The sequence below is a fragment of the Rhizobacter sp. P5_C2 genome, assembly GCF_054049715.1.
Window position 1 is genome coordinate 23,073 of the sequence record NZ_JBFULV010000016.1, and the last position, 17,369, is coordinate 40,441.

Annotated in this window: 20 protein-coding genes; 5 read left to right on the forward strand and 15 right to left on the reverse strand. The window is 69.0% G+C overall.

Features of this window, described 5'->3' with window-relative positions:
- Positions 1 to 6: 6 nt before the first annotated feature.
- From ACXJLU_RS07990 to ssuE, 10 genes are all read right to left on the reverse strand, one after another.
- Positions 7 to 1,035: a sulfate ABC transporter substrate-binding protein gene (locus ACXJLU_RS07990; protein ID WP_457329905.1), complete on the reverse strand. Its 1,029-nt coding sequence runs from the start codon at positions 1,033 to 1,035 to the stop codon at positions 7 to 9.
- A 190-nt stretch (positions 1,036 to 1,225) separates the two neighbouring features.
- The gene (locus ACXJLU_RS07995; protein ID WP_457329906.1) at positions 1,226 to 2,245 is read right to left on the reverse strand and encodes a sulfate ABC transporter substrate-binding protein; all 1,020 of its coding nucleotides are present in this window, start codon (positions 2,243 to 2,245) and stop codon (positions 1,226 to 1,228) included.
- A 109-nt stretch (positions 2,246 to 2,354) separates the two neighbouring features.
- Positions 2,355 to 2,711 carry a thioredoxin family protein gene (locus ACXJLU_RS08000; protein WP_457329907.1) on the reverse strand — a complete coding sequence of 119 codons (357 nt, stop codon included), beginning with the start codon at positions 2,709 to 2,711 and terminating at the stop codon, positions 2,355 to 2,357.
- Between the two features lie 55 nt (positions 2,712 to 2,766).
- Positions 2,767 to 3,648 carry an ATP-binding cassette domain-containing protein gene (locus ACXJLU_RS08005; protein ID WP_457329908.1) on the reverse strand — a complete coding sequence of 294 codons (882 nt, stop codon included), beginning with the start codon at positions 3,646 to 3,648 and terminating at the stop codon, positions 2,767 to 2,769.
- 17 nt (positions 3,649 to 3,665) lie between these two features.
- Positions 3,666 to 4,472, reverse strand: a complete 807-nt coding sequence (gene ssuC, locus ACXJLU_RS08010) for an aliphatic sulfonate ABC transporter permease SsuC (RefSeq protein ID WP_457329909.1) — start codon at positions 4,470 to 4,472, stop codon at positions 3,666 to 3,668.
- Positions 4,444 to 4,854 carry a VOC family protein gene (locus tag ACXJLU_RS08015; RefSeq protein ID WP_457329910.1) on the reverse strand — a complete coding sequence of 137 codons (411 nt, stop codon included), beginning with the start codon at positions 4,852 to 4,854 and terminating at the stop codon, positions 4,444 to 4,446. Before ACXJLU_RS08015 ends, ssuC begins: the two co-directional genes overlap by 29 nt.
- Positions 4,855 to 4,856: 2 nt before the next feature.
- Positions 4,857 to 6,026 (reverse strand): FMNH2-dependent alkanesulfonate monooxygenase, encoded by a 1,170-nt coding sequence (gene ssuD, locus ACXJLU_RS08020; protein WP_457329911.1) that lies wholly within the window; start codon positions 6,024 to 6,026, stop codon positions 4,857 to 4,859.
- 7 nt (positions 6,027 to 6,033) lie between these two features.
- Positions 6,034 to 6,999, reverse strand: coding sequence for a sulfonate ABC transporter substrate-binding protein (locus ACXJLU_RS08025; protein WP_457329912.1), 966 nt, complete (start codon positions 6,997 to 6,999; stop codon positions 6,034 to 6,036).
- Positions 6,996 to 7,976 carry a sulfonate ABC transporter substrate-binding protein gene (locus ACXJLU_RS08030; protein WP_457329913.1) on the reverse strand — a complete coding sequence of 327 codons (981 nt, stop codon included), beginning with the start codon at positions 7,974 to 7,976 and terminating at the stop codon, positions 6,996 to 6,998. Before ACXJLU_RS08030 ends, ACXJLU_RS08025 begins: the two co-directional genes overlap by 4 nt.
- Before the next feature lie 73 nt (positions 7,977 to 8,049).
- Positions 8,050 to 8,589, reverse strand: coding sequence for an NADPH-dependent FMN reductase (gene ssuE / locus ACXJLU_RS08035; RefSeq protein ID WP_457329914.1), 540 nt, complete (start codon positions 8,587 to 8,589; stop codon positions 8,050 to 8,052).
- Positions 8,590 to 8,834: 245 nt separating this feature from the next.
- On the opposite strand from ssuE, the gene ACXJLU_RS08040 reads away from it, so the two are divergent.
- Complete coding sequence (locus ACXJLU_RS08040) at positions 8,835 to 9,926, forward strand: PDDEXK nuclease domain-containing protein (RefSeq protein ID WP_457329915.1); 1,092 nt, start codon at positions 8,835 to 8,837, stop codon at positions 9,924 to 9,926.
- On the opposite strand, the gene ACXJLU_RS08045 is transcribed toward ACXJLU_RS08040, so the two are convergent.
- Genes ACXJLU_RS08045 through tauA form a run of 5 tightly spaced genes read right to left on the reverse strand, consistent with a single transcriptional unit; the run spans position 9,914 to position 14,535 of the window.
- Positions 9,914 to 10,909 (reverse strand): isopenicillin N synthase family dioxygenase, encoded by a 996-nt coding sequence (locus ACXJLU_RS08045; RefSeq protein ID WP_457329916.1) that lies wholly within the window; start codon positions 10,907 to 10,909, stop codon positions 9,914 to 9,916. The two genes, ACXJLU_RS08040 and ACXJLU_RS08045, sit on opposite strands and share 13 nt — an antisense overlap.
- A gap of 7 nt (positions 10,910 to 10,916) precedes the next feature.
- Entirely contained in the window at positions 10,917 to 11,756 is an 840-nt protein-coding gene (tauD, locus tag ACXJLU_RS08050; RefSeq protein ID WP_457329917.1) for a taurine dioxygenase, read from the reverse strand.
- Positions 11,756 to 12,622 (reverse strand): taurine ABC transporter permease TauC, encoded by an 867-nt coding sequence (gene tauC, locus ACXJLU_RS08055; protein ID WP_457329918.1) that lies wholly within the window; start codon positions 12,620 to 12,622, stop codon positions 11,756 to 11,758. The genes tauD and tauC overlap by 1 nt, the downstream gene beginning before the upstream one ends.
- A gap of 7 nt (positions 12,623 to 12,629) precedes the next feature.
- On the reverse strand, positions 12,630 to 13,436 hold the full coding sequence (locus tag ACXJLU_RS08060) for a taurine ABC transporter ATP-binding protein (RefSeq protein ID WP_457329919.1): 807 nt from the start codon (positions 13,434 to 13,436) through the stop codon (positions 12,630 to 12,632).
- A gap of 46 nt (positions 13,437 to 13,482) precedes the next feature.
- Positions 13,483 to 14,535, reverse strand: a complete 1,053-nt coding sequence (gene tauA / locus ACXJLU_RS08065; protein ID WP_457329920.1) for a taurine ABC transporter substrate-binding protein — start codon at positions 14,533 to 14,535, stop codon at positions 13,483 to 13,485.
- Positions 14,536 to 14,721: 186 nt separating this feature from the next.
- Here tauA and ACXJLU_RS08070 point away from each other — a divergent pair, with 186 nt between their 5' ends.
- The 4 genes from ACXJLU_RS08070 to ACXJLU_RS08085 all read left to right on the forward strand — a co-directional run bounded on the left by ACXJLU_RS08070 (position 14,722) and on the right by ACXJLU_RS08085 (position 17,367).
- Entirely contained in the window at positions 14,722 to 15,189 is a 468-nt protein-coding gene (locus ACXJLU_RS08070) for a rhodanese-like domain-containing protein (protein ID WP_457329921.1), read from the forward strand.
- A 2-nt stretch (positions 15,190 to 15,191) separates the two neighbouring features.
- Positions 15,192 to 16,079: a serine O-acetyltransferase EpsC gene (gene epsC / locus ACXJLU_RS08075; RefSeq protein WP_457329922.1), complete on the forward strand. Its 888-nt coding sequence runs from the start codon at positions 15,192 to 15,194 to the stop codon at positions 16,077 to 16,079.
- Positions 16,076 to 16,309, forward strand: coding sequence for a helix-turn-helix domain-containing protein (locus tag ACXJLU_RS08080; RefSeq protein WP_457329923.1), 234 nt, complete (start codon positions 16,076 to 16,078; stop codon positions 16,307 to 16,309). The genes epsC and ACXJLU_RS08080 overlap by 4 nt, the downstream gene beginning before the upstream one ends.
- A 128-nt stretch (positions 16,310 to 16,437) precedes the next feature.
- Positions 16,438 to 17,367, forward strand: a complete 930-nt coding sequence (locus tag ACXJLU_RS08085) for a family 2A encapsulin nanocompartment shell protein (RefSeq protein ID WP_457329924.1) — start codon at positions 16,438 to 16,440, stop codon at positions 17,365 to 17,367.
- Positions 17,368 to 17,369: the final 2 nt, after the last annotated feature.

Below are 17,369 nucleotides of genomic sequence, written 5' to 3' on the forward strand. Positions count from 1 at the left end.
CGGCGCTTACTTCTTCGCGGCGGCGAGGATCTGGTCGTAGATCGCGCCGTCGTCGAAATGCTCCTTCTGCGCCTTGGTCCAGCCGCCGAAGACCTCGTCGATCGTGAAGGTGTTGACCTTCGGGAAATCCTTGCCGTACTTGGCCAGGATGGCCGCATTGCGCGGGCGCAGCTGGTGCTTCGCGGCGATCTCCTGCGCCTCGTCGGTCCACAGGAACTTCAGGTAGGCCTCGGCCTGCTTGCGGGTGCCCTTCTTGTCGGCCACCTTCTCGACCACCGCGACCGGGTTCTCGGCCAGGATCGTCGACTTCGGGTACACCACCTCGAAGTTGTCGCCGAACTCTTCCTTGATCAGGTTCACTTCCGATTCGAAGGTCGCGAGCGCGTCGCCGATGTTGCGTTGCGCGAAGGTCGTCGTCGCGGCGCGGCCGCCGCCGTCGAACACCGGCACGTTCGCGAAGATCTTCTGCACCAGCTCGCGCGCCTGCGCCGCGTTGCCGCCGGCCTTGATCACCGAGCCCCACGCAGCCACGTAGCTGTAGCGGCCGTTGCCGGTGATCTTCGGGTTCGGGATCACGACGCTGGTGCCCGGCTTGGCCAGGTCGCCCCAGTCCTTGATGGCCTTCGGGTTGCCCTTGCGCACCAGGATCACGGTGACCGAGGTGGTCGGCGCCGCGTTGTTCGGCAGGCGCTTGGCCCAGTCCTCGGGCAGCAGCTTGCCGCGGGTGGCCAGCACGTCGATGTCGCTCGACTGGTTCATCGTCACCACGTCGGCCTCGAGCCCGTCGAGCACCGCACGCGCCTGCTTGCTGGAGCCGCCGTGCGACTGGTTGATCGCCAGGTCTTCGCCGGTCGACGCCTTCCAGGACTTCTGGAACGCCGGGTTGATCTCCTTGAAGAACTCGCGCGCGACGTCGTAGCTGACGTTCAGCAGTGTCGGGCCGGCCGCCTGGGCGGGCGAGAACGCGAGCAGCGCGACAGCGCCGACGCAGGACAACAGGAGGGCGCGGCGCGCGGCCAGGAGGCGGGTGGACATGGTGGTTCAGCCGCCAACGACGCGGCCCAGGCAAATGGGAGCGCCGATGTTACGGACGGACACGGCGACGGTGAACGACTCAATCGTCGAATCCTTATGAGTTTTTCGCACGAGCGACTCAGCGGCAGCACGCCGAGGCGCCTGCCGCTGGGATCTGAAGCCTGCGCTTACTTGCCGCGTGGATTCCGAATTACTTCGAGTAGATCTGGTCGAACACCCCGCCGTCGGCAAAGTGGGTCTTCTGCGCCTTGGTCCAGCCGCCGAACACCTCGTCGATCGTGAACAGGTTCAGCTTCGGGAATTGCTTCTCGTACTTGGCGGCGACCTTCGGGTCGATCGGGCGGTAGAAGTTGCGCGCCGCGATCTCCTGGCCTTCCGGCGTGTAGAGGTACTCGAGGTAGGCCTGGGCGACGTCGCGGGTGCCGCGCTTGTCGACCACCTTGTCGACCACCGACACCGGCGGCTCGGCCAGGATGCTGGTGGGCGGGTAGACCACGTCGAACTTGTCGGCGCCGAATTCCTTCAGCGACAGGTAGGCCTCGTTCTCCCAGGCCAGCAGCACGTCGCCGATGCCGCGCTCGGCGAAGGTCACGGTGGCGCCGCGCGCGCCCGAATCGAGCACCGGCACGTTCTTGTAGACCTTCGAGATGAACTCGCGGGCTTTCGCGTCGTTGTTGCCGTTGCGCTTCAGCTCGAAGCCGTAGGCGGCCAGGTAGCCCCAGCGCGCGCCGCCCGAGGTCTTCGGGTTCGCGGTGATCACCGAGACGCCGGGCTTGACCAGGTCGTCCCAGTTCTTGATGCCCTTCGGGTTGCCCTTGCGCACCAGGAAGATGTAGGTGGAGCTGTACGGCGTGCTGTTGTGCTGCAGGCGCTTCTGCCAGTCGGTGGGCAGCAGCTTGGCGCGTTCGGCGATCTCGTCGATATCGTAGGCGAGGGCCAGCGTGACGACATCGGCATCGATGCCGTCGATCACCGAGCGGGCCTGCTTGCCCGAGCCGCCGTGCGAGGCCTTGATCGTCACGTTATCGCCGGTCTTGGCCTTCCAGTACTTGCTGAAGGCGCTGTTGTATTCCTGGTAGAGCTCGCGGGTCGGGTCGTAGGACACGTTGAGCAGCGTGATGTCCTTGGCGAGCGCCGGGCCAGAGGCAGCCGCCGTGGCGGCCAGCGCGAGGGAGAGCAGCGAATGGCGGATGAAGCGAGCCGTCGTCATGAAATCGTCCTGGGTGGGCGGCCCGAAGCCGCGGGGAGGATGCGAATGGTAGGCAGCCGGCCTAACTCGCGGAACGAATCAAAACTTCCGTTCTTATGCGCTTTCTGGCTTAGGCGCTGTCGACTTGAAGGGCGCGGATCCGGGCCGGCATGCCTTCGAGGCCCATTTCGCGCACGCCGGGCAGGTTGCCCTCGGTGGCGCTCTGCACCAGGCGCGACAGCGTCTGCAGATGCGGCAACACGGTGCCGAAGAACAGCGGCCGGTCGCCGCGGGCGATCAGCAGCGTCGGGAAATTCTCGACGTCGATCGGGCCGAGCACCTCGTCGTTGTCCTCGATGTCGACCCAGGCGAACTGCGCATCGGGGTGCTCGGCGCGCAGGCTGTCGAACAGCGGTTCGTAGTCGCGGCAGGTGCCGCACCAGGCAGCGCAGAGGCAGGCGACGAGGAGGGGCTCGGGAGCGGACATGGCCGCCAGTGTGCCGCGAGTCGCGAAGGCCCGTGAGCCAGGTGTCAATCGGGTTTCAGACGGAAAAGCGCCAATCGGCGATGGGGGGCAGCGTTTCAGGGGCGTCGCTGCCAGGCGTCTGCAACACCCGCTGCAGCACCCGCTCTTCCAGCGCCGCGAAAGCCGCATTCCCACGCGACCGAGGCCGCGGCAGCGCGATGCGTTCGTCCAACGCCACCTGGTGGTCCTCGATCAGCAGCACCCGGTCGGCCAGCGCGACCGCCTCGGACACGTCGTGCGTCACCAGCAGCGCGGTGAAGCCGTGGCGCTTCCACAGCGATTCGATCAGCGACTGCATCTCGATGCGCGTCAGCGCATCCAGCGCGCCGAGCGGTTCGTCGAGCAGCAGCAGGCGCGGCGCATGCACCAGCGCCCGCGCCAGTGCGACCCGCTGCCGCTGACCACCCGACAGCACCGCCGGCCAGTCGTTCGCGCGATCAGCCAGGCCGACCTGCGCCAGCGCCTCGAGCGCACGCTCGCGCGCATCGACCGCGTCCAGGCCGAGCGCGATGTTGTCGATCACGCGCTTCCACGGCAGCAGCCGCGCATCCTGGAACATGAAGCGCAGGTCGCTCTTGTGCTGCGCCAGCGGCGCGCCGTCGAGCGCCAGCGCACCGGCGCTCGCCTCTTCCAACCCGGCCACCAGCCGCAGCAGCGTGCTCTTGCCGCAACCGCTGCGCCCGACGATGGCGACGAACTCGCCCGGCTCGACGCGCAGGTCGATGCCGGACAGCACCTCGCGCTCGCCGAAGCGCTTCGACAGGCCGCTCACCTGCAGTCCGATGCCGGCCGGCGCGCTGCGGCGCGGCAGCGCGGCGCTCGACTCGCGCAGGATCGCATCGCCGACCGACTCGCCGGCAAACGCCATGCTCTGCAACTCGATCTGCGAGGGCAACATCGCCATCCTCTTGAACATCATTTCGCCACCTGGTAGGCGGGGTTCCAGCGCAGCCACCAGCGCTCCAATCCCTTGGCCAACACATCCGCCAGCTTGCCGAGCAGCGCATACAGCAGGATGCCGACCAGCACCACGTCGGTCTGCAGGAACTCGCGCGCGTTCATCGTCATGTACCCGATGCCGGCCTGCGCCGAGATCGTCTCGGCGACGATCAGGATCACCCACATGAAGCCGAGCGAGAAGCGCACACCGACCAGGATCGACGGCAACGCGCCCGGCAGGATCACGTGCCGGTACAGCGGCCAGCCCGACAGCCCGTAGCTGCGCGCCATCTCGATCAGCCCCTTGTCGACCGAGCGGATGCCGTGGAAGGTGTTGATGTAGACCGGGAAGAAGACGCCCAGCGACACCAGGAACAGCTTGGCCGATTCCTCGATGCCGAACCACAGGATCACCAGCGGGATCAGCGCCAGCGTCGGGATGTTGCGCACCATCTGCAGCGTCGAGTCGAGCAGCGTCTCGGCCACGCGCCACGAGCCGGTCGCGAGCCCCAGCACCAGGCCGAGCCCGCCGCCGATCGCGAAACCCGCCAGCGCCCGCCCGGTGCTGGTGGCCACGTGCCGCGCCATCTCGCCGGACAGCAGCAGCGCCCAGAACGCCTTCACGACGGCCAGCGGCTCCGGCAGCACGCGCGTGGACAGCCAGCCGCTGCGCGACGACAGCTCCCACGCGAGCAGCACCGCCACCGGCAGCAGCCACGGCGCGAGCCGTCGGCGCACGGCGATGAAGGTCGAACTAGACCGCGATCTGGATGTCGGTGACATGGTGCTGCGTCTCGGCATCGGGGTGGTGGGGCTCGATCAGTTCGAGGCGGTTGCCGAACGGGTCTTCGACATAGGCCCGGCTCGCATCGAACAGCGGCGCCTCGTCGACGCGGATGCCGGCGCGCTGCAGGCGGAACACGATGGCGTCGAGGTCGCCGACACGCAGCGCCAGGTGCGCCTGCGGCGCGACGCCGATGTAGTGGCCCTCGGTCAGGTCCAGCCGCTGCCAGCCGAGCGAGTAGCGCAGCGTGCCAGGGCGGTCGAGCTCCGGGTCGCGCACCTCGCGCAGGCCGAGCGCGTCCTCGTAGAACGCACGGGCGCGGCTCGCGCCGCCGAGCGGGATGGGCAACTGCACGTGGTCGACGCTGCGGAAATCGGGCATGTTCAGCTCTGCGAAACCTTGGGCACGTAGGTGTTGGCGACCACCTCGCCGAACGGGCCGGTGAGCACCTGGCCGGCCAGGCGTTCGCGCAGGTTGATCGGCAGCAGCGGGAACACCAGCTCGGCGAAGCGGTGCGCTTCTTCGAGGTGCGGGTAGCCGCTCAAGATGAAGTACTCCAGCCCGAGCGCCGCGTACTCCTTGATGCGGTCGGCCACCTGCTGCGGGTCGCCCACCAGCGCGGTGCCGGCCCCGCCGCGCACCAGGCCGACGCCGGCCCACAGGTTCGGCGCCACCTCCAGCCCCTCGCGCACGTTCTTCGGGTTGAACTTGCCCTTGTTCAGCTCGGCCATGCGGCGCTGGCCGACCGAATCCATCTGCGCGAACTTCTGCTGCGCCCGCGCGACGGTTTCTTCGTCGAGGTGCGACACCAGTTCGGCCGCGGCACGCCAGGCTTCGTCTTCGGTCTCGCGCACGATCACGTGCAGGCGGATGCCGAACTCCAGCGTGCGGCCGTGCTTCGCAGCGCGCTGGCGAATGTCGGCCACCTTGGTCGCGACGGCCTCGGGCGGCTCGCCCCAGGTCAGGTAGGTGTCCAGCTGCTGCGCGGCGAGCTCGTGCGCCTCTTCCGACGAGCCGCCGAAGAAGATCGGCGGGTAGGGCTTGTTGATCGGCGGGTACAGCACCTTGCCGCCCTTGACGCGCAGGTGTTCGCCGTCGAAGCTGACGCCTTCGTTGTCGTGGCTCTTCGCGAGCACGTCGCGCCAGATCGTCAGGAACTCGCGCGACAGCTCGTAGCGCTGCGCGTGCGGCAGGAACAGGCCGTCGCCCTCCAGCTCTTCGGCATCGCCACCGGTCACCAGGTTGACCAGCAGGCGGCCGCCCGACAGGCGGTCGAAGGTCGCGGCCATGCGCGCCGACTGCACCGGCTGCACCAGGCCCGGCCGCAGCGCGACCAGAAACTTGAGGCGCCGGGTCGCGTCGATCAGGCTCGCGGCCAGCACCCACGAGTCTTCGCAGGAGCGGCCGGTCGGCAGCAGCACGCCTTCGTAGCCGAGGCTGTCGGCCGCGATCGCGACCTGCTTGAAGTAGTCGAAGGTCGCGGCACGCGCGCCCTTGCTGGTGCCGAGGTAGCGCGAGTCGCCGTGGGTGGGGATGAACCAGAGGATCTTCATAGGGACGTCACAGGGACTTCGGGGTGGGGGACCAGACGATCTCGGCGACGCGCACCGGCTGCGGGATCAGCCCGAGCCGCGCGAACGCGTCGGCCACGCGCTGCTGATCGGCGGCGATCGCCGGCGTCAGCGGTGCCGCCGGCGAGACCGGGCGGCGCGAGATGAACAGGTGGGTCGTCGCGAGGCTCAGCCCGCTGAAATCGGAGATCAACTGCGCCGCCTCCTTGCGGTGGGCCTGCACCCACGCATCGGCCCGGGTCAGCTCGGCCAGCAGTGCGAGCACCGCCTGCGGGTGCTGCTCGGTGAGCGCGCGCGACGCGAGGTAGAACGAGTTGTTGCTCGACAGGTCGCGGCCGTTGGCCAGCACGCGCGGTTTCAGGTCGAGCTCGACGGCGGCGTAGTACGGATCCCAGATCGCCCAGGCATCGACGCTGCCGCGCTCGAACGCGGCCCGCGCATCGGACGGCGCGAGGTACACCGGCTGGATGTCGGCCCACTGCAGCCCGGCCCGGTCGACCGCGCGCACCAGCAGGTAGTGCGCGCTCGAGCCCTTCTGCAACGCGACCTTGCGACCCTTCAGGTCGGCCAGCGTCTTCAGCGGCGCATCGGGCTTCACCAGGATGGCCGACGACAGCGGCTTCGGCGGCTCGGCACCGACGTAGCGCAGGTCTTTGCCCGCGGCTTGCGCGAACACCGGCGGCGTGTCGCCGGTCAGGCCGAACTCGAGGCTGCCGACGGCCAGCGCCTCCAGCAGCTGCGGGCCGGCCGGGAACTCGATCCACTTGACGGTGCTGCCGGCGAAGCGCTTCTCGAGCGCGGCCTGCTGCTTCAGCACGACCAGGTTGACGGCCGCTTTCTGGAAGCCGATGCGCAACTGCGCGGGGGCCGGCTCGGCCGCGTGCGCGAACGCTGGCAGCGACACCGTGGCCGCGCCGAGGCTCGCCTGCAGCAGCTCGCGGCGCGTGAAACTCATGGCGTGCTCGCGGTCTTCAGCGAGACCGGCAATGCATCGGAGATGCGGATCGCCTTCGGGATCAGCTTCAGCTCGAAGAAGGCGTCGGCGATCTTCTGCTGCTGCGCGGCCACCGTCGGCGTGATCGGCACGATGCCGTACGCGAAGCGGCCCGCGGCGACCTCGGCGACGCCGACATCGAGCCCGATCTGCGGCGCGAGGAAAGCGGCCACCTCGCGGCTGTTGCCCTCGGCCCAGCGGTCGAGCTTGGCGAGTTCTTCGACGATCGCGCGGATCACCTGCGGCTGCTTGTCGGCATAGGGGCGCGAGGCCAGGTAGAACTGGTGGTTGGCGACCAGCCCCTTGCCGTCGGCGAGCACGCGTGCGCCGAGCTGCTTCTCGGCCGCGGCCAGGAACGGATCCCAGATGACCCAGGCGTCGACGCTGCCGCGCTCGAAGGCGGCGCGCGCATCGGCCGGCGCGAGGAACACGGTCTGGATCTCGCTGTACTTGACGCCGGCTTTCTCGAGCGCCTTGACGAGCAGGTAGTGGACGTTGGAGCCCTTGTTCAGCGCGACCTTCTTGCCCTTCAGCTCGGCCACCGAGCGGATCGGCGACTCCTTGCCGACGACGATCGCCTCGCCGGCCGGCGCGGGCGGCTGGTTGGCCACGTAGACGAGGTCGGCACCGGCCGCCTGCGCGAAGATCGGCGGCGCTTCGCCGACGGTGCCGAAATCGATCGAGCCGACGTTCAGGCCTTCGAGCAGCTGCGGGCCGGCGGGGAACTCGGTCCACTTGACGTCGACGCCCTGCGGCGCGAGGCGCTTCTCGAGGTCGCCGCGCGCCTTCAGGATCGTCAGCGTGCCGTACTTCTGGTAGCCGATGCGCAGCTCGGTGCGGGTCTGGGCGAGGGTCGGGCCGGCGACAAGACCCAACGCCAGGGTCAGCACGAGGCCGAGCCGGCGCGTCGAGAACAGCGAGTCGATCCGCAGGGTCATGGTGGTACTTCCAGAGGTGGAGACGGAAAGAGGAAAGAGACACCCCGGCCCGGGACGGCGCCAGGGTGCCGAATCACCCGGCGTTCAAGGCAAGCGGGCGAGGAGACAAGGGTTGCAGCGCGCGGTCGAGGCGTTCGACCAGCGCGTCATCGGGGACGTAACCGCCGGATTCGTGGGGCACCAGCTGCGCGTCGGTGGCGAACACGCCGTCGAGGATGTCGCGCGCGCCGAGGGCCGACAGCACCGGCTTCAGCGCGTAGTCGAGCGCGAGCAGGTGGGCGAGGCTGCCGCCGGTGGCCAGCGGCAGCACGGTCTTGCCGCGCAGGCCGTCGGTGGGCAGCAGGTCGAGGAACAGCTTCAGCAGGCCGCTGTAGGCGGCCTTGTAGATGGGGGTCGCGACCAGCAGCAGGTCGGCATCGCAAACGTCGTTGAGCGCCTCGCGGATCGACGCGTTGTGCGCATCGGCGTGCAGCAGCGGCGCAGCGGGCAGTTCGCGCACCGCGATCAGGCGGCTGCTGTCGCCCGTGCCTTCCAGGCGAGTCTGCGCGAGTTGGAGCAACCAGCCCGAGCGCGATCGGAGCGAGGGACTGCCGGAAATGCTGACGATCTTCATGGCGGGTCGGGCGGGGTGGAGCTCGGTGATGACAACGAGCCGCCACGATAGGGACCGGTGCATCGAACGCCAACGAATGAAAGTGGGTTTGCTTATTGGTTGGGCGCATAGGCCTGCTTGGCCATCGCATTTCGAGAACCCGCTATCTCGGGAATGTGACCCGGACATCTTTCACCTGACATGGTCGGCGCGAGTTCACGAGACTGCGCGCTCGCAACCGCAACACGCCCGATCTGGGAGGCCCCATGAGCAAGGCCGTCAAGCCGACTGGGAACTCCTTGGCCACGGCCACCGAGGCAGCCTTCGGCAACGTAGTCAAGCTGATTCAAGGTGCACGGCGGCGTGCCGCCAAGGCAATCAACGCTGAAGTCATCGAGCTGTATCGGCGTATCGGCCAGTACCTGCATCAACGCATCGAAACCGATGGTTGGTCGAAGGGAACCGTCGAGCAACTGGCCAACTACATCGCCCTTCGCGAGCCGGGCCGAAGCGGGTTCTCAGCCCAGAACCTCTGGCGCATGCGGCAGTTTTACCGGGCGTATCCCCAAGACTCAAAACTCTCAACATTGTTGAGAGAATTGCCGTGGTCCTCGCACCTGCACATCCTCAGCCGCACCAAACGCGAAGAGGAGCGTGAGTTCTACATGCGCATGGCGGTCCAGCAAGGTTGGCAGGTGCGCGAAGTGGCGCGGCAGATCGACGGCGGACTGTTCGAGCGGACACTGCTCCATCCGCCGAAAGCCTCAACGGCGTTGAGAGAGTTGCAACCCCAAGCTGAACGGCACTTCAAGGACACCTACCTGCTCGACTTTCTGGCCCTGCCAGATCCGCACTCGGAATCGGAGCTGCATCGCAGCCTGCTGATGAACCTGGGCCGTTTCCTGACGGAACTCGGGCGGGACTTCTGCTACATCGGCAGCGAGTACCTGGTGCAGGTCGGAGGGCAGGATTTCTTGCTGGATCTGCTCTTCTTCCACCGTGGCCTGAACTGCCTTGTGGCCATCGAGCTCAAGGTCACCGCTTTCGAGCCGGAGCATCTGGGCAAGCTGAATTTCTATCTGGAGGCGTTGGACCGCGACGTGAAGAAGTCTCATGAGAACCCGGCGATCGGCCTGCTGCTGTGCACCAGCAAGGACCACGAGGTGGTGGAGTACGCCCTGAGCCGCACGCTATCTCCCGCGCTGGTGGCTCAGTACCAGACGCAATTGCCGGACAAGCAGATGCTGGCAATGAAGCTGCACGAGCTCTACGCCTTGAGTGCGCCGACGTTGACGCATGGGGGCCGAAGATCAGGTGCGCGGAAGAGTCCTGCGCGCGCGCCGCGTCACAACACCTGATCCCGCAGCTGCGGAAACACCTTCCCGACCTTCCCCAGCAGGTAGTCCCCATACGTCCCGTCGAACGCACGCGGATTCGCGCGGTCCCAGCGCGTCGCGCTGTCGTCGTTGGCCGGCGGCAGGCCCTCGATGGTCTGCACCCGCGCGTCGAAGGCCGGGTCGAAGAAGAACGGGAACGACAGCCGATCGCGGCCCGAGGTGTTCAGGCGCACCCGGTGCGGCGTCGAGCGGTACAGCCCGCCCGTCATCCGGTCGAGCATGTCGCCGATGTTGCAGACGAAGCTGTGCGGCAACGGCGGCGCCTCGATCCAGCCCTCGCGCGTCTTGACCTGCAGGCCGCCGACGTCGTCCTGGCGCAGCAGCGTCAGCAGCCCGTAATCGGTGTGCTCGCCGACGCCCCAGTGCGCATCGGTGCCCGCCGGTACCGGCCGCGTCGGGTAGTTGAACAGGCGGAACAGGATCAGCGGGTCGGCCGTGCAGCGCTCGGCGAAGTACTCGGGCGGCAGCGCCAGGCTCTGCGGGATGACGCGCATCACGCGGTGGCCCAGGGCGGTCAGCGCCGCCATCGTCGCCAGCAGCGCCTCGCGGAAGCCGGCCAGCGACGAATGCTCCGGAAACAGGTTGCGCCCGTGCACCGGCGTGTGCGCCTGCACGCGCGGATCGTCGTCGCCGAGTTCCTCGCCGAGGTACAGGCCTTCCTTCCAGTCGGGCCGGCCCGAGGTCAGCTCGCCGCCCAGCGGAAAGTAGCCGCGCCACGCCCTGCCGCCGAGCGCCATGCGCCATTGCAGCTTGGTCGGCTCGTCGAGCGCGAAGAAGCGGCGGCTCAGGTCTTCCAGGCGATCCATCAGTGCCTCGTCGACGCCATGGCCGACGACGTAGAAGAAGCCGTGCGCGCGGCAGGCCTCGCCGATCCGCCGCGCCACCTCGGGCTCCGGCGACGCGAGGTCGATCACCGGCACGTGCTGTTGCAGCGACAACGCCATCACCGCATCAGAACGGTTTGTCGCCCAGCACCGTCGCACGGTGCATCACGCGGCGGTGCGGCAGGTAGTCGGCGGTTGCATAGTGCTGCGTCAGCCGGTTGTCCCAGAAGGCGAGGTCGTGCAGCTTCCAGCGCCAGCGCACCGTGTGCTCCGGCTTCGCGACATGCTCGAACAGCAACCGCAGCAGCGCGTCGCTCTCCTTCACGGCCAGCTCGACGATGCGCGTCGTGAAGCCTTCGTTGACGAACAGCCCGCGCAGCCCGCTGAGCGGGTGCGTGCGGATCACCGGGTGGACCACCGGCGGGTTCTTCACGCGCGCCTCATCCCAGCGCACGCGCTCGTCGGGCGTGCGGGCGAAGCGGTGCGCGGGAAAGGACTTCACCATGTCGTGCTCGGCCGTGAGGCCGTCGAGCATACGCCGCAGCGGCACCGACAGGCTCTCGAGCGCCGCGATGCCGCTCGCCCACAGCGTGTCGCCGCCCGACGGCGGCAGCAGCCGCGCCGACAGCAGCGCGCCCATCGGCGGTGCCTCGATGAAGGTGACGTCGGTGTGCCAGTTGTCGTTGTCCGGCAGGTTCTTCGCGTCGGTGTCGAGCACGATGATCTCGGGCACCTCGGCCACGTGCGGGTAGATCGGGTGGAGGTGCAGCCCGCCGAAGCGCGCCGCCAGGTCGCGTTGCTGCTGCGGCGTGACGGGCTGGTTCTCGAAGAACAGCACGTGGTGGCGCAGCAGCGCACCCAGCAGCTTGTCGTGCGCGGCCTCGGAGAGCGGCTCGCGCAGGTCGATGCCGGACACCAGCGCGCCGATCGCCGGGCCGAGCGGCGCAACCTGCAAGCCCGCCGCCATCATCCCCGCCCCTGCCACGGCACCAGCCGCCGCTGCAGCGCCCGCAGGCTCAGCTCCAGCCCGAACGCGATCAGCGCGATCGTGAAGATGCCGAGCAGCACGATGTCGGTGGCCAGGAACTGCGCGGCCGACTGCACCATGAAGCCCAGCCCGCGCGTCGCGGCGACCAGCTCGGCCGCGACCAGCGTCGACCAGCCGACCCCCAGCCCGACGCGCAGGCCGGTCAGGATCTCGGGCAGCGCCGTCGGCAGCACCACGTGGCGCAGCAGCTGCCAGCGGGTCGCCCCGAACGATTGCGCGGCGCGCCGGCGCGTCTCGTCGACCTGGCGGACGCCGGTCGCGGTCGCGATCACCAGCGGCGCGAAGATCGCGAGCGTGATCAGCAGCACCTTCGACAGCTCGCCGATGCCGAACCAGATCACGATCAACGGCAGGTAGGCCAGCGGCGGCACCGGCCGGTAGAACTCGATCAGCGGATCGAACACGCCGCGCGCGGTCGGCGACAGGCCCATCCACAGCCCGAGCGGGATCGCCGTGAACACCGCGATGCCCAACGCCAGCGCCACGCGCGCCAGGCTCGCGCCGGCGTGCTGCCACAGCGTGGCATCCAGGTAGCCCTCGCCGGCCACGCGCAGGAATTTCTCCCACACCGCGGCGGGCGGCGGCAGGAACAGCGGCTCGATCCAGCGCGCCGACGTCACCGCCTGCCATGCGGCCAGCAGCACCAGCATGCTCAGCAGGCTGACCACGACGGGGCGCGACCACAGCGGGGCCGTGGCTTCGCGCGCGGCCGGCCGCATCACGGAGTCGTCCAGCCCGGCGGGCTGCGTCAGCACACGCACGGTCATCGGAGAGATCGCATCCATGGCCGGCTCAGTGCAGCGCCTCGCTCAGTGCCTCGTCCTGCGCGAACACCGCGCCCAGCACCTGCTCGCGCACCGCGACGAACCCGGGCAGCGACTTGATCGCCCGCGCCGCCTCGCCCTGCGCATGGCGGCGGCCGAAGTCGAGCGCGCGGTGCGTCACGATGCGCGCCGGCCGGCGCGACAGCACCACCAGGTCGGTCGCGAGGAACACCGCCTCCTCGACACCATGCGTCACCAGCACGATGGTCTTGCCGGTGGTCTGCCACACCTTCAGCAGCAGCTCCTGCATGCGCTCGCGCGTCAGCGCATCGAGCGCACCGAAGGGCTCGTCCATCAGCAGCACCTCGGGGTCGGCGGCCAGTGCACGCGCGATGCCGACGCGCTGACGCATGCCGCCCGACAGCTCCCACACCGGCCGCGACTCGAAGCCTTCGAGCCCGACCAGCGCGAGCAGCCCGCGCGCCCTGTCCTCGCGCGCGGCGCGGCCCCCACCGCGCAGGCGCAAGGGCAGGGCGACATTGTTCAGCACGTCGAGCCAGGGCAGCAGCGCGTCGTCCTGGAACACGACGCCGCGGTCCGCGCCCGGCCCGGTGATCGGCCGGCCCGACACCGACGCCCGCCCGCCGCTGGGCGTGACGAACCCGGCGATCACGTTCAACAGGCTGGACTTGCCGCAGCCCGAAGGCCCCAGCAGCACCGCCAGCGCGCCTTGCGGCACCTGCCAGCTGATGGCGTCCAGCACGGGGGTGTTCACAGCCGTGGCCGAGCCTGCAGCACCCCGGTACCCTACAGTGACCGCCTGCAGTTCGACCACGGCGTGAACTCCTTCGTGTCTTGTTGATGTGGCTTGTGGTGGCGTGTCAGCGCGCCGCCGCGACGGCTTGGCCCGAGGCCTTGGCCGCGGCCTGCACATGCTTCACGCTCACATAGCTGCCGTAATCGGCCAGCACCTTGTCGACCTTGCCCTGCTCCTTCAGGAACTTCGCGGTGTCGGTCAGGGCCTTCACGGTTCCTCCGGGTGATCCACCGAGCAGCGCCGGCGAGGCCTGCTCCGCCAGCGTCGGGAACTTCGAGCCGGCCAGCAGCTCTGGCACGTCGGCCGCGGCGGCACCGGTCAGCTTGACGATCTTGTCGACGTTGGCCTGGTTCGCGACGAAGGCCTTCGCATCCTTGCGGTAGGCCGCATAGGCCTCGCCGGTGATGCGCACGAACTGCGCGACGAACTCCGGGTTCTTCTGCGCGAAGTCGCGGCGCACGATCCACGCATCGAAGGTCGGCGCACCCCAGGTCGCCACCTCGGCCGAGCTGGTCAGCAGCTTGCCGTTCTCCTTGATCTTGCCGAGCGCCGGATCCCACACGTAGGCCGCGTCGATGTCGCCGCGCTGCCAGGCCGCGGTGATCTCGGTCGGGCGCAGGTTGATGATGCTGACTTTCTTCGCATCGATGCCCCAGTGCTTCAGCGCGGCCAGCAGGCTGTAGTGCGTGGTCGACACGAAGGGCACGGCGATCTTCTTGCCGACCAGGTCGGCCGGCTTCGCGATGCCCGAGCCGTTGCGCACCACCAGCGCCTCGGCGCTGCCGATCTCGGCGGCCACCAGGATGGTCTCGATCGGCAGCTCCCGGCTGGCCGCGGCGGCCAGCGGGCTGGAGCCGACGTAGCCGATCTGGATGTCACCGGAGGCGACCGCGGTGATCACCTCGGCGCCGCTCTCGAACTTGCGCCATTCGATGGCCTGGCCGGTGGCTTTCTCATACAGGCCGTCGGCCTGCGCGACCTTGGCCGGTTCGACGACGGTCTGGTAGGCGATGCGAGCCTGCGCGAAGGCCGAGCCCGCGGTGGCGAACAGGCCGAGCGCGATGGCCAGGGCCTGGGTGATCGACGCACGACGGGAAGCGCGACGGGTGCTTGTCATGGTTCTCCTCCTCGGTGACTGCAAGGCCTGCACGGTACGGCGCGACCCGCGCCGGACGAACGAAGCTTTTCGGATGTGCTCATGCGGCGCGCGACGCGGCCAGATATCGAAGCGCGCTTTTCTTCGTTCGCCGCCGCAATTGGTGGCGATAGCCTTCATCGACCCTGATCCATGAAGGAGACGCCGATGTCCGCAGTGCTTGCTGAATTCCCACGCGCCACCGTTCTCGAAGAAGCCCGCCAGCGCGCCCGCGACGGCAAGCTGCCGTTCGCCGGCAGCCTGTCGCCGACCGATGCCTGGGCGCTGACGCGCAGCGGCCAGGCCGTGCTGGTCGACGTGCGCACCGCCGAGGAGCGCAAGTTCGTCGGCCACGTCGCCGAGAGCGTGCACGTGCCCTGGGCCACCGGCACCAGCCTGACGCGCAACCCGCGCTTCGTGCGCGAGCTCGAGGCCAAGGTCGCCAAGCCCGCCGTCGTGCTGCTGCTGTGCCGCAGCGGCAAGCGCTCGGCGGCGGCGGCCGAGGCGGCCACCAAGGCCGGCTTCGCGCAGGCCTTCAACGTCAGCGAAGGCTTCGAAGGCGAGCTGAACGCGCAGGGCCAGCGCGGCCACGACGACGGCTGGCGCTTCCACGGCCTGCCGTGGATCCAGGATTAGTCATGTCGGCATCCGCCTTCGACGTGGCCGACGTCGTCGCCGGCCTGCGCGCCGCGCGCACCCGCTGGCGCGAGTCGCAGCAACGCCAGCGCGAGCCCGGTGGGCGCGAGCTGCCGTCGCGCGAAGCGCTGCAGGGCATCGTCGAATCGCTGCGCGGCGTGCTGTTCCCGATGCGCCTCGGCCCGCCCGACCTGCGCCAGGACAGCGAGGATTGGTACATCGGCCACACGCTCGACACGCTGCTGCATGCGCTGTGCGCGCAGGTGCGGCTCGAGCTGCGCCACGCCGGCCGGCACGAGGTCGATGCCGACGACCTGGTGCGCCGCTTCGCCGCGTCGCTGCCCGCGATCCGCGGCCTGCTCGACAGCGACGTGCTGGCCGCCTTCCACGGCGACCCGGCCGCTCGCAGCGTCGACGAGGTGCTGCTGTGCTACCCCGGCATCGACGCGATGGTGCACCACCGCGTCGCGCACCGGCTGTACGAGCTGGGCGTGCCGCTGCTGGCGCGCATCGTCGCCGAGCTGGCGCACGGCCGCACCGGGATCGACATCCACCCCGGCGCGACCATCGGTGCCGGCTTCTTCATCGACCACGGCACCGGCGTCGTGATCGGCGAGACCGCGGTGATCGGCGAGCGGGTGCGCGTCTACCAGGCGGTCACGTTGGGCGCGAAGCGCTTCCCGACCGACGACGACGGCAAGATCCGCAAGGGCCTCGCGCGCCACCCGCAGGTGGAGGACGACGTGGTCATCTACGCCGGTGCGACGCTGCTCGGGCGCATCGTGATCGGCCGCGGCTCCACCATCGGCGGCAATGTCTGGGTGACCGATGACGTGCCGCCCGGCAGCCAGGTGACACAGGCGACCACAAGACAGGACCGCCGGCCATGAGCACCACACTGCGCCAACGCTTCGGCCAAGTGGTGCGCGTGACCCGCGAAGACCGCGGCTGGTCGCAGGAGCAGCTCGCCGGCCGCGCCGACCTGAACCGCTCCTACCTCGGCGAGATCGAGCGCGGCACCGTGATGCCGTCGATCGAGACCGCCGCCAAGCTCGCCGCGGCGCTGGGCGTCAGCCTGTCGTCGCTGATCGCGCGCTTCGAACTGGGGACGCCCGCCTGATGACATGACACAGGAGTCACCCTTTGATGGCGATAGCCGGTTGATCGGCGCGCCAGCGCTGGCGACACTCGCGCCGCTTATCTGATCCCCGCATAACTTCATTCGTTTTTCGTTTCAGGAGTTCCTCCATGGCTGACACCCAGCAACCGCTGGCCCTTGGCGACAACGCCGCCCGGCAACTTGCCAACGCGACCAAGACCGCCCCGACGCTCGCGACGCTGACGCCGCGCTGGCTGACGCACCTGTTGCAGTGGGTGCCGGTCGAGGCCGGCATCTACCGCCTGAACACGGTCAAGAACCCGCAGGACGTGCTGGTGGCCTGCTCGTCGCAGCGCGACGAGGGCGAGCTGCCCAGCACCTACGTCGACTACGACGAGCAGCCGCGCGAGTACTTCCTGAACGCGGTCAGCACCGTGCTGGACGTGCACACCCGCATCTCCGACCTCTACAGCAGCCCGCACGACCAGATCAAGGAGCAGCTGCGCCTGACGATCGAGACCATCAAGGAGCGGCAGGAGAGCGAGCTGATCAACAACCCGGACTACGGGCTGCTGGCGAGCGTCGCCGACGAACAGCGCGTGTTCCCGCTGACCGGCGCGCCGACGCCCGACGACCTGGACGAGCTGCTGAGCAAGGTCTGGAAGGAGCCGGCCTTCTTCCTGACGCACCCGCTCGCGATCGCTGCGTTCGGCCGCGAGTGCACCCGCCGCGGCGTGCCGCCGCCGACCGTCAGCCTGTTCGGCTCGCAGTTCATCACCTGGCGCGGCATCCCGCTGATCCCGTCCGACAAGGTGCCGGTGGCCGATGGCAAGAGCAAGATCCTGCTGCTGCGCGTCGGCGAGAAGCGCCAGGGCGTCGTCGGCCTGTACCAGCCGGGCCTCGCCGGCGAGCAGAGCCCGGGGCTGTCGGTGCGCTTCATGGGCATCAACCGCAACGCGATCTCGTCGTACCTGATCTCGCTGTACTGCTCGCTCGCGGTGCAGGTGCCTGACGCGCTGGCCGTGCTCGAGGACGTCGAGATCGGCAAGTTCCACGAGTATCCCGACACCTACAAGTGATC

Bases quoted from the DNA above. Each gene is read 5' to 3' on its own strand.
- ACXJLU_RS07990 (WP_457329905.1), bottom strand. From the start codon at position 1,035: ATGTCCACCCGCCTCCTGGCCGCGCGCCGCGCCCTCCTGTTGTCCTGC.
- ACXJLU_RS07995 (WP_457329906.1), bottom strand. From the start codon at position 2,245: ATGACGACGGCTCGCTTCATCCGCCATTCGCTGCTCTCCCTCGCGCTG.
- ACXJLU_RS08000 (WP_457329907.1), bottom strand. From the start codon at position 2,711: ATGTCCGCTCCCGAGCCCCTCCTCGTCGCCTGCCTCTGCGCTGCCTGG.
- ACXJLU_RS08005 (WP_457329908.1), bottom strand. From the start codon at position 3,648: ATGTTGCCCTCGCAGATCGAGTTGCAGAGCATGGCGTTTGCCGGCGAG.
- ssuC (WP_457329909.1), bottom strand. From the start codon at position 4,472: ATGTCACCGACATCCAGATCGCGGTCTAGTTCGACCTTCATCGCCGTG.
- ACXJLU_RS08015 (WP_457329910.1), bottom strand. From the start codon at position 4,854: ATGCCCGATTTCCGCAGCGTCGACCACGTGCAGTTGCCCATCCCGCTC.
- ssuD (WP_457329911.1), bottom strand. From the start codon at position 6,026: ATGAAGATCCTCTGGTTCATCCCCACCCACGGCGACTCGCGCTACCTC.
- ACXJLU_RS08025 (WP_457329912.1), bottom strand. From the start codon at position 6,999: ATGAGTTTCACGCGCCGCGAGCTGCTGCAGGCGAGCCTCGGCGCGGCC.
- ACXJLU_RS08030 (WP_457329913.1), bottom strand. From the start codon at position 7,976: ATGACCCTGCGGATCGACTCGCTGTTCTCGACGCGCCGGCTCGGCCTC.
- ssuE (WP_457329914.1), bottom strand. From the start codon at position 8,589: ATGAAGATCGTCAGCATTTCCGGCAGTCCCTCGCTCCGATCGCGCTCG.
- ACXJLU_RS08040 (WP_457329915.1), top strand. From the start codon at position 8,835: ATGAGCAAGGCCGTCAAGCCGACTGGGAACTCCTTGGCCACGGCCACC.
- ACXJLU_RS08045 (WP_457329916.1), bottom strand. From the start codon at position 10,909: ATGGCGTTGTCGCTGCAACAGCACGTGCCGGTGATCGACCTCGCGTCG.
- tauD (WP_457329917.1), bottom strand. From the start codon at position 11,756: ATGGCGGCGGGCTTGCAGGTTGCGCCGCTCGGCCCGGCGATCGGCGCG.
- tauC (WP_457329918.1), bottom strand. From the start codon at position 12,622: ATGGATGCGATCTCTCCGATGACCGTGCGTGTGCTGACGCAGCCCGCC.
- tauA (WP_457329920.1), bottom strand. From the start codon at position 14,535: ATGACAAGCACCCGTCGCGCTTCCCGTCGTGCGTCGATCACCCAGGCC.
- ACXJLU_RS08070 (WP_457329921.1), top strand. From the start codon at position 14,722: ATGTCCGCAGTGCTTGCTGAATTCCCACGCGCCACCGTTCTCGAAGAA.
- epsC (WP_457329922.1), top strand. From the start codon at position 15,192: ATGTCGGCATCCGCCTTCGACGTGGCCGACGTCGTCGCCGGCCTGCGC.
- ACXJLU_RS08080 (WP_457329923.1), top strand. From the start codon at position 16,076: ATGAGCACCACACTGCGCCAACGCTTCGGCCAAGTGGTGCGCGTGACC.
- ACXJLU_RS08085 (WP_457329924.1), top strand. From the start codon at position 16,438: ATGGCTGACACCCAGCAACCGCTGGCCCTTGGCGACAACGCCGCCCGG.